Origin of the sequence: Lacisediminimonas sp., from assembly GCF_030645335.1 — a bacterium.
Classification (GTDB): Bacteria; Pseudomonadota; Gammaproteobacteria; order Burkholderiales; family Burkholderiaceae_D; genus Lacisediminimonas.
Genome location: NZ_JAUSNH010000227.1, coordinates 1 through 10,323 on the forward strand (window position 1 = coordinate 1; position 10,323 = coordinate 10,323).

Annotated in this window: 10 protein-coding genes; all 10 read right to left on the reverse strand. The window is 58.4% G+C overall.

Annotated elements, in window-relative coordinates; all coding sequences use genetic code 11:
• Nucleotides 1–75: 75 nt before the first annotated feature.
• On the reverse strand, nt 76–549 hold the full coding sequence (locus tag Q7T64_RS15445) for a CesT family type III secretion system chaperone (protein WP_304797533.1): 474 nt from the start codon (nt 547–549) through the stop codon (nt 76–78).
• Between the two features lie 47 nt (nt 550–596).
• On the reverse strand, nt 597–1,073 hold the full coding sequence (locus Q7T64_RS15450; protein WP_304797535.1) for a CesT family type III secretion system chaperone: 477 nt from the start codon (nt 1,071–1,073) through the stop codon (nt 597–599).
• A 243-nt stretch (nt 1,074–1,316) separates the two neighbouring features.
• Complete coding sequence (locus tag Q7T64_RS15455) at nt 1,317–2,219, reverse strand: hypothetical protein (RefSeq protein WP_304797538.1); 903 nt, start codon at nt 2,217–2,219, stop codon at nt 1,317–1,319.
• 27 nt (nt 2,220–2,246) lie between these two features.
• The gene (locus tag Q7T64_RS15460) at nt 2,247–3,671 is read right to left on the reverse strand and encodes a hypothetical protein (RefSeq protein ID WP_304797540.1); all 1,425 of its coding nucleotides are present in this window, start codon (nt 3,669–3,671) and stop codon (nt 2,247–2,249) included.
• 162 nt (nt 3,672–3,833) lie between these two features.
• Nucleotides 3,834–5,873, reverse strand: a complete 2,040-nt coding sequence (locus Q7T64_RS15465) for a GNAT family N-acetyltransferase (protein WP_304797542.1) — start codon at nt 5,871–5,873, stop codon at nt 3,834–3,836.
• A gap of 124 nt (nt 5,874–5,997) precedes the next feature.
• Entirely contained in the window at nt 5,998–7,668 is a 1,671-nt protein-coding gene (sctC, locus tag Q7T64_RS15470; RefSeq protein WP_304797544.1) for a type III secretion system outer membrane ring subunit SctC, read from the reverse strand.
• Nucleotides 7,669–7,691: 23 nt separating this feature from the next.
• On the reverse strand, nt 7,692–8,096 hold the full coding sequence (locus tag Q7T64_RS15475) for a CesT family type III secretion system chaperone (RefSeq protein ID WP_304797546.1): 405 nt from the start codon (nt 8,094–8,096) through the stop codon (nt 7,692–7,694).
• Nucleotides 8,089–9,174 (reverse strand): type III secretion system export apparatus subunit SctU, encoded by a 1,086-nt coding sequence (sctU, locus tag Q7T64_RS15480; protein WP_304797548.1) that lies wholly within the window; start codon nt 9,172–9,174, stop codon nt 8,089–8,091. The genes Q7T64_RS15475 and sctU overlap by 8 nt, the downstream gene beginning before the upstream one ends.
• Nucleotides 9,171–9,977, reverse strand: coding sequence for a type III secretion system export apparatus subunit SctT (gene sctT / locus Q7T64_RS15485; RefSeq protein WP_304797550.1), 807 nt, complete (start codon nt 9,975–9,977; stop codon nt 9,171–9,173). Before sctT ends, sctU begins: the two co-directional genes overlap by 4 nt.
• A 1-nt stretch (nt 9,978) precedes the next feature.
• A complete protein-coding gene (gene sctS / locus Q7T64_RS15490) occupies nt 9,979–10,248 on the reverse strand; it encodes a type III secretion system export apparatus subunit SctS (RefSeq protein WP_304797552.1) in 270 nt (89 codons plus the stop codon).
• Nucleotides 10,249–10,323: the final 75 nt, after the last annotated feature.

The following is a 10,323-nucleotide window of genomic DNA, read 5'->3' on the forward strand; positions in this document are numbered from 1 at the left end:
ATAAGCTGTCTTTCGGACTTGCTTAGATACACAGGTATGTAACGTCGCATAATTTCATTTATTCCTATTGATATTTTAAGCAAGCGCACCGAACTCAGCTGGAAAGCCAGCACTCGTTGGATTCGCTTTCGCTTCAAGAAAATAACTTTCATTCCATTGACGCGCTTGCCAACTCATTTGCGTCATCGCACCCAGCAACGATTGTCCTGACTGGGTAGTAAGCTCGCAGTTATTTGTGTACAGAATCTGGTTTAATTCACTATCGAAACAAAACACGGATGCGCCAGCATCGGCCAGCGCATAATTCAGATGCAGTAATCTATAAAGAATGGCTTCGCGATTTTCCTCAGGCAGCACACCAAATCGGCATTCAATCAGGATGCGATCGCTGGCGGTAACAAGCGAGTGAACAACAGCGAACGGATAGCCATCCAGCTCCATTTCCATGGCGACTACTTCATCCGATTCCGGTCTGCTGGGGCGAGGCGGATAACCCAGCTCCTTGCAGACGTCATCGACGAGTATGAAAAAATCATTTCTGAACTTCATTGCGTCTGTCACATTGCCCCCTTGGGAGTTCCTTGTTCGCTTGCCGATCAGGCAAGCGTCTCGAATAAACTGACACCGTTGTCAACGCTGTCATCTTCCAGGTAGTACGAGCGGCGCCATTCCTTTGCCCGTTTGGCCAGTGCCCGCATTTCGTCCATTAACGCTCTGGCGTTGGTCTCGGCAAGGCTTTCGCTGCTGGTGAAGATCACAGCACCGGTGCGTGAATCGGCCCCAAACGTGGCCTGGTGCTCACGGGCCATGATCAAATTCACCTGGAGCAGACGCGTCAACACAGGCACCACCTGTCCCGGCGGCGGCAAACCGAAGTTACATTCGATCAAAATGTGCTGCGGCCGCTGGTCCGGTACGTGCACGACCTCAAACGACACTTCGTCCACTTCAATTTCCATGGAGAGCGGCTCTGACGGTTCATGCGTCATGGCCGGCGGCGGAAATCCAAGATCCCGGAAAACGTCTTCGACCAGATCGATAAACCGCCGTCGCCACTGATAGTTATCGCTCACAAGACCTCCGGTGAATAGTTGAGGCGGGTTTGGGCGCTTTTCTTGAGCAAAGCGGCCCCCCCTCATAGCCGTGCTCACGCTGTCGGGTATGTAACAAGACAAGTGGGTTGGTTCCGGAATAATGGCGGCCATCGCTGCCTCCGCCGCAATCCGGCGGCTGTTCCGGTGACTGAATCAAATGGGCCCGGCATGCAGCAGACAGAAATGCCCCCTTGCCTGCTGCTCGCAGCGCGCTCAATCCAACTATGGATTTTTTTCAGGGACGCTTGCCGACTGCGGGATCATCGGCGGAAGGGGGAGTACGCGATTGAGCGACTTCAATGCGTCCGCCAATTCCGCTGCGGCGCTATAAAGCTCGGAAGCGCCGGTCATCTTTTCCTCGGGGATCGTCTCGAATTGTCCCGATAAAAGAGCATTGTCAGCATCAGGCCTGACAGCGACTTTTCCCGGCGGGACGCCTTCGATTTCTAGCCGACCGATAATCGGCACTGCGCTGGCGGAATTGACTGCATCATCTGGTTCAGCGAGATTCGGATCTGGCTTTTCCAGGCCATTCATCTCATCATCATAGGAATTCCGCATTGCATTTCCGGCAGCAGGCGTGGTCAGTGTCCGCGTAACAGTATGCGGTGTCATAGATGAAAGAAAGGGCCGCCTGGCCACTACTGAAGGCTCAGATGCGGATAGGGCTATCGCCGCGGCTGGATTGGTACGACGTTGCGTTGGTCGATAATCTGCCGGCCTGGCGGAATTTGGCGAAGGTGCAGGGGCAGACTGCGTGGGACTGTAGCTGCCGAATCGCAATCTGCGCATCCGTTCAAGCACCTCATCCACTTCACAAAGCAGTAACTCCACCGACTGCTGCTGCAGTTCATTCTTTCGAACGCGTAACGCTAGGTCTTTGGCACCGCCCTTGGCTGGACGCGACGCCGGATTTTTCTGCGCCGTGACGGTCTGGTCGGCCTTATTGCCCTTTCTGGGAACATCTATACTCATCTGCGGCTCCTGGTCTTTTACCGTTGAGGCCGAGATCGCCAGTGCAATATCTGCACGCCACTGGCGTTCGGAATATATTAGCGAGCGATTGCCGCACACTAGATCATCAGTAACAAAACCGGGCTGGCGGTTCCCCGTTTTGGCGATCAACCTATCTGCATTAGTTTGACGCTTTGGTTAAAGCGAGCCTACCTGCCGATGGAAAAAGGTGTCGTTATGGTCAAGGCCCGAGGCAGGCGACGGCTGACCTGGCGCGGAGGGGTCGGGCCGCGTAGCGTTGTCATCGATTTCTCTTTGCCACCGTTGTCGCTGGTCGAAAATTGCCTGCTTGAGCTTTCCCGCTAGTTCGCCTTGTTCATGCCGCTCAATCAAATGCTCCATCTGCATCAGCCGGTCAACCATGCTGGCGGCAATTTTCAAATATTGCGCGCGCTTCGCACCCGAGGCGACCAGTGAGGGAACAGGCATTTCGAGTAGCTGCCCCGACAATAAAAATTGCATGGCTAAGGCATGGTCGGCCGCGCCGCTGGCACCAGCAAGGGCGCGGGCCAGCTGATCCAATTTATCGACCCAGCTTTGCAGGCTTGACTGTTCTGCAGGTGGTTTGCCGGCTTTGCTGCCCGCGACCGACTGGTCTTCCATGCCGATCGCCGGATGGGCAACGCCCTTTTCCGATGCGGGTTCGGCAGCTTGCGTCCTTGCGATCTCCTGATCCAGCAGAGCCAATGCGCCATGCAATTGCGCAGCCCGTTGGTTGGTCCGCGATTCCTGCTCGAGGAAGCCCATCAGGTAGCGTAGTTGCCCCCGAGTGAACGCAACCTCGGCCAGCTCTTCTGGCTGCGGTTGCGGCGGCGCAGCAAGCAACGCGTCTTGTTCGCGCCCTGCCCGACTGCGGACGTGGTCGTTGGCCGGCTGGTCGGTCCCATTGTGTTCTGATTTCTGTACTGCCACTGCGGGCTTTGATGCGAGGCGATCACGCCGCAGAATCTCGCCGCGCCGCTCGTCCTGCAAAGCGCCGGCTGCTCGGTCCCTGGCATGCTCCACGGACAAGCGCGTTACGCGCTGTTGTTCCTGGTCACCGGAATGCGAAGGCCTGCGCTCATGCTTGGATCGATCGAACTTTCGGCTGCGGTCATTGGCAATCGCTCGCTCGCCGTCTTCCTGATGAGCCAGCGAGTCAAGTCGAACATCCTTTGATTTCGCTTCTTTGTGCCGATGCTGCTCGGTCAGCTTCTCGAGTTGCCTCAGGACTGTGTCCAGTTGCTGTTCATTGCCGGCTCGCGTCAACGACTCTGGATCCTCACAAAGCGACTTGAGCCACGGCGTCCCGTCATTATTGGCTTCTGGCAGCGAAATGTGCGCAGCAGCTACGGCAACCGAATCTGGAATGCGCAGGGACAGCTTTTGCTGACCTGATCCGGAATGGCGACTTGCCAACAGGGCTGCGGCGTGCCGACTCGCCGCGTTGGCAGTACCTGGCGACTTTGTAGTCCGTAACCGCGCGGGTTGCCGGCAATCTTCATCAGCAGCGATCGGGGTCTGCTCATGCCTTGGGATGCTGCTCGCTGGCCGCGTGCTGTGCGATGTGTCCAGCGCTTTCATCAGCCCAAGTATGGCCGCTGGCGGCGCCTGACGGGCCCGCTGCCGGAGCGCGACCAGTCCGGAAATCCTGTACGCGGCTTCAGCGCGTCGCTTCTTGCGCTGGCGTACCCGTTGCTCTTCTTCTGCACGCGAACTCACAGGACGTACCATGATTTCCCCGACTCATTCCACCAGCGCTGATGATGCATCCGCAAGCGGTGGCTTTTCCGGCTCCATCCCCGGGAAGCGGAGTGGCAATTTCTCGCGTACGTGGTAGTCGATCAGCTCCCTGGTGGCCTGTTCTTCTGTCACGTCCGGATCGCAGGAGTAGTAGAAGCAGCGATCCTGGTCGGGATTGAGCGCACGAATCCGCATGGGCTTGAATCCGACTCGCACCAACGACCGTACCGAACGGACATTGTCGTCGTAGATCGAGGTATAAAACTGGGTAATGCCCATCTGGCGGGCGTAGTCGCAAAGCAGGCTGGCAGCTGGCCCGGACAAGCCCTGCCCTTGGTAGTCGACCCCGACCCAGAAGCAAAAATAGGAAGCATGGGCGGAGTTGGACAGACAGACATAGGCAACCAGTCCGTGGTCCCGATGCATCACGGCATAAGCGTGTCGCCCCACCTCGTCGTCATGTTCAACGATCCATTTGCGGGCTTGCTCTACCGTGCTCAGTGCCTGGAGTCCGGTCATGATGGCGATCTGCGGGTCTCGATACTGGACGAGCAAGGCCTCTGCATGCATGCAGTCAAGCGGCTCAAGAACGAGCGGCAGGGTCGGATGCGCAATCGGCTTGCGCCATGCATTATCGAAGAGAGCACGCCGTTCAAGCAGTCGTGCCTTTACTTCGCAAGCAATGGGATCTTGCCGATCGATCGACAATGCCTCCTCGAGCAAGCTGCTGGCCAGGTCAGACCTGCCAGTGCGAAGCTCGCACCAGGCAAGATAGCCAAGATCGCTTGCCTGGCGCGGATTGGACTGCAGCCCTCTTTGCAACACCTGGCGGGCGAAGCCCCAATCGCCCATACGCATGGAGACTGCCGCTATTTCCCGGTGCAGGAGGCTTCCATCGACCGGAAGATGCCACCCCCAGACTGCACGGGCGGCCTCTGTCCAGTCGTCCCGGTCAAGTGGCTGATTGTTTTTGATGGACGCCAACACGCTCTGGAAGGCCGTGCTGAACAGTTCCGGATCCGATGCGGCGCATTGCAAATTGATGAGCGCTGAATCGAGCGCCATGCGATCGCGATGCGCTGCCAGTGCCTTCATTGCTGTCAGCAAGGGCGCATGGCGAGCCCATTCATCTTTGTCAAAAATAGAAAATACGCGCTTTGGCAAGTCTCCGGCCTGGCCCGGCGGGCCACCGATGACCGCTTGCATGCAGCGTCGTTGGCTACGCGATTCGACCTCGGTGCAGATGCCACCGCAACGACTGAAATATTCGGCCAGCAGGCGAAAGTTCAATGGGACCATCCCGGTATCCCGGTACGACTGCACCAGCTCCGGAAATGTACGCAGCCGAATGCTGCGATCACTCTCCTCGCCGGGCGCCTCAATCAGCGCCAGATAGCCGTTGGTAGCCATTGAGAACAGGTTTTCCAACGCGCCAACCTCTTCTGTCGGCCACGCCAAGGGCACGCTGTTGAAGCGCGACAAAATTGCTTGCAGCGATGCCGCGAGTCGATCCGGCAAGCAAGCTGGATCGGCCGGCTTCCAGGGGCCGTTGTCCTCGCCCTCATCGCCCTGCAACAAACGTTCGAAAGGCGCTTGAAGCAGCTTTCCATAGTGTGCGGCATACACCTGCTTCGGCCGCGCCGCGAGCATCTGCTGGACAAGAATGGTGACCGGATTTTGGGACCGCCACTCACGCCGTCCCGATTGATGCAACAGGCACGGCAATGCCTGTCGATTCCAAAGCAGCGGCACCATCCAGCCGTCGCTCTCTGCCTGCTGCCATTCAGCTACATCGCGCCATTCGCGAACGTGCATTCGATCCGTTACTACTGGCAGCAAGCGGTAGCGCAGCCGGCCAAGCGCACTACCGGAAAGGCGCTGGCTCAGCGCCTGGTGCATCATCCAGGTGTTGACGCCGGACGCACCGGGCATCAAATCGACGAGGTCAATCGGCTGCGACAGGTCGAGCAAACCTTCATGCAGACAATTTTCCCAATAATTGACGATGACAGCGGCCCAATGTCTGGCGACAAGCGCGTGCATGCGCGGCACCGGCCGGCTCGCCTCGCCGCCAGACGCCGGGTCGGAGGACGTGCTCCGGTTTGTATTGGCGGCCTGTTGCTTGCGCCTGGTAGGAAAGAACGATTGGCTCGGCATACCGCCACCCTCACTGCACTGGTGAGGCGACGATCCTGGGCGTGATCAGGAACAATCGTTCCACACGGGCGTCCAGCGTCGTTTTCTTGCTGAATAGCGCGCCGATCAGCGGAATGTCGCTCAGGCCCGGCACACCATTTCGCCCCTCGGACGAACGGTTGGAATTAAAGCCACCGACCAGCAGGCTTTCACGCTCGCCAATCACAGCCTGGGTACCAATGGTCGTCCGTCGGACGGTAGGCAATTGTCCGACCAGGTTTTCCTGGATCGAGCCGTCCTCGATATCCACGACCAATTGCACGGCCTTGCCGCCGGCCTTGTCTGCAATGATGCGAGGCGTGACCTTCAGCGTGACGCCAACCGACACGGGCGTCACCGTTGCCGTCGATTCGGTGTTGGTCTGGATATAAAAGGTCTCGGACAGATCGATCAATGCGCCAAGATTATCAATTGTCAGGATCGAGGGCCGCAGCATGATCTTGGCCCCGCCCTCCGTTTCCAGCGCATTGATTCGGGCCAGCAGCGACCCGGCTGCATCTGCCAACACGGTTGAAGTGCCGCCCGTGGCCAGTGCGGCAACCGCACCAGCGCCGCCGAAGCCGGCACTGACTTTGCCGCGGCGAATGCTCCAGTCGACCCCCAGCTCGGAAAAGCGGTTGCTGTTGACGTCGACAATCATTGCTTCGATTTCGATCAGCTCGCTGGGCACGTCGAGCAGCTCAATCAATTGCTTGAAAATGACAATGTTCTCTGGCTTGTCCTTGACGATGATGGCATTGAGCCGGGTGTCGGTCTGGATCACGCCGCGCAAGGCCGCGCTGCTGGCTACCGGCGGTGGGCCATAGGCGCCGCCAACGATATCGGGCCGGGAACCTGGGCCGGTCACCGCCTGTGACGCTACAGGCAGTACCGGCCCCAGGTTTTGCAAGGGTGGACGGTTTGCTGAATCATATTGCGCACGCAGCGGGGCCGCCAGATCGGACAACAAGGTGCTGGCTCGCACATCATTTCCGCTCAACAGCGCGCGCAGGATGGTCGCCACGCCGGTCGTCGTGATCTGCTTGTCACGGTAAGTCAAGGTCCGGTCTTCCGCAGTGGCATGGCGCAGCTTGAATACATGCAATTGCTGGTCGGGCGGCGCTGGCGGCAAGTCGGTCACTGTCCTGACAACCATTTCGACATAGGTCGGTGGGCCGGAGACCAGGACCAGGCCACGGTCCGGCACTTCGCCCCAGCCGAATTTCGTTTCGACCACACCAAGGTCGGTCAAAGCCTTCTTAAGGCCGGCCGGAGAAAAGCCGGGCGGCGCAACCGCCTGTGTCTTGCGCTCGCTGCTACGGCTGACATACAGCACACCGTTCTGGTAATACCAGGCCAGGCCGTACGATGCGCTAAGCTGGTTGAGAAACTCGCCTGGCGAAGCTGTCGTAATCCGGCCATTCACCAGCACCGTGCTTGCCTGTACGGCGTCGCTCAGTTGCGCGTCGATGCCGAAGGTGCGTGCGAAGCGCAGCAGTACATCTGCCAGCTTCTGGCTGCTCGCGATATAGGTAAAACTGGTTTCCGCCCAAGGTGGCTGGGCTGCCGGAGCAGACGTTGGCGTGAGCATGAGTGCCAGCGACAGCACCAGTGCGCATGCGACCGAACCGTGCGCGATGTAAGATCTTCCCCTGCGTTTCATCTTCGCCTCCTTTTACAATTTTTCTAATTCACACGCAGGATCAGCCGCCAGTCGGCAATCGCATTGATGAAGCTCTCAAGCGAAGACTCGAATTCTCCCAACGATGCATTGCCTGGTATGCACTGCTGCAGAAGCAGGCGTTGACCGTCTTCGGACAATGCGATCGCCTCCCTTTGCGTGGCCAGTCGTTCTGCCACGCTCGATAGCGCAAGGTCGATCAGTTCGTCTTGCTCGCGCGTACCTGGCGGCATGGACGTCAGCCGGCTTTCCATGACCAGGTCGCCACGCTGTGCCGGCAGCAGGTAGAGGCGGTAGAGCGAATCAAACACCAATACGACCACGCCATCCGGCCGGTCCGGCACATCGATGCGATTGGTAGCCAGGTAAGCGGATAAGGCCGGATGCCGTTGGATTCCCCTGTCAGTCATCGCGCCAACTCCTGTTTGCATCGCCCCCATCGCGCGCCAGCCGCCTGACTGCAAGCAGCACTTCGGCAACCGGTTCGACCAGCTCGCTGGGTATGTACTGGTCGAGCGCGGCTTTGGCTGTCAGGGCCCGCGCAAGCGGCACGTTCTGCAGCACCGGTATGTTGCAGGCGCGGGCAACGGCGATCATTCGCTTTGCAGTGCCATCTCCGCCCTTTGCAATCACGATTGGCAGCGGCATGCTTTCCTCGTCGTAGCGGATCGCCACAGCAAGATGGGTCGGATTGGTGATCAGGGCAGTTGCATTACGGGTTTTTGCCGGCGGCTCATCGTCCCCCATGACGATCTCGCGCGCGAACTCCTTGCGGTGGCCCTTCATGTGCGGATCGCCCTCAAGTTGCTTGTACTCCTGCTTGATTTCTTCCATCGACATCATCAGGTCCTTGATGTGCCGGCGACGCTGGTAGATCAGGTCCGCCAGTCCGATCGCGCCGAAGCCGATGAAGGTATAGATGATCAACTTTTCCATCATTTCGACCAGCGCCAGGCCGGCGCCCCGAACGCCCACTAGCGGAATTTTCAAAAGATCGCCGATCGCGTCGTGGATAACGATCGTGATCAGCACCGTCAGGAAGATCACCTTCAGGTTCGACTTGATGAACTCCACCAGACTTTTTGCCGAGAACATCTGCTTGATGTTGGTGACGGGGTTCAACTTATCCCCTTTGGGCTTCAGCGCCTTGAAGGCGAACAGCACGCCGGTCTGTATCATTTCGCCAAACACGCCAATCACGATCACCAGCAACACATACGGAATCAGCTGGATGAATACGACTTTCATGGACTGCGTCAGCATCAGTGACAATGCTGTGCCAAACGGCATGGTCTCGGCGAGTTGACCAGCCTGTATCCAGAGCACCGCGAAGTTGTTGGCGATCTCGGACCCATTTGCGACCGTATAGCCAAACAGCGCGCCGAATAGCAGGACCTGGGTAAAGTCGCGGCTCTTCGCAACTTGCCCGTCCTCGCGCGCCTTGCGGATCTTGTGCTCGGTGGGCTGCTCGGTTTTTTCGCTGCTCATTTCGCCGCCGGACGCAGTACTGAACCCATGGTGCGCAACACATCATTGCCAATATCAAGGAAAAGATCGCCGGCGTACTCGAACAGCAATCCGGTGTAGATCGCAAACATGAATATCGCAAGTCCGCTCTTGACCGGCATGGCCAGGAAAAACACCTGCAACTGCGGCGCGAAGCGGCTGACCAGGGCCAGCCCCATCTCGGCCAGGAACATGACGAGGATCACAGGTGCACCGTACAGAACGGCCAGCCGGAACATCCGGTCAAACTGCGCCAGGATCAGGGCTGCGGTGCCGTCCTGCATCTGCGGCCACCAACTGAACACCGGCCAGATCACATAGCTGTCGTAAATACCGCCGAGTATCAGCATGAATGCGCCAGTGACGATCATGTAGACCAGCATGGCCTGGCTGTAGAGGTCGCCCAGGGGCGAGGTGTCATGCCCGGTCAGCGGATTGATGGTGTCGGCGACACTTGCGCCCCGCTGGTTATCAATCAGCGCACCCATGGCTTCGAATGCCCACAGCGGCAAGGCGAACAGGAAGCCCATGGCAAACCCTATCAGCCCTTCCTTCAGTGCGAGCCCGATGATGACGATGACGGTCCTGCTTTCACTCATCGTCGGCTCCAGCATCGACGGCACCAGAAAAAGCCCCAGTGCGCCCGCTACGCCCATCCGCATCAATCCCGGCAAGGCCTGGCGACTGAACATGGGCAATACGGAAAATATCGCCAGCAGCCGCGGCAAGGTGTAAGTGAAGGCGGCGATCTGCGGCAATGCCCATTCCATGGTCGAGACGCTCATTTCAGCGCACCATCAATGGAAAGCTATCGAACATGGCGACAGCGAAATTGAAAATCTCTGCGCCCATCCAGCGCGCGGTAATGTACAGCACGGCAGCGACCGATATCAGCTTGATCGCGTACGACAGCGTCTGCTCCTGAATCTGGGTCAAGGCCTGCAACAGGCTAAATACCGTACCGACGATGGACGCCACCAGAATGGTGGGTAGCGACAGCCAGAGCGTGACGATCAACGCTTGAATCAGGACTGAACTCAGGTCGGAAACTTGCATGGCTCACGCAACCTATAAAGTGTAAGTGGTGACCAGGCCATGCATCAGTCGGGACCAGCCGTCAATCATCACGAA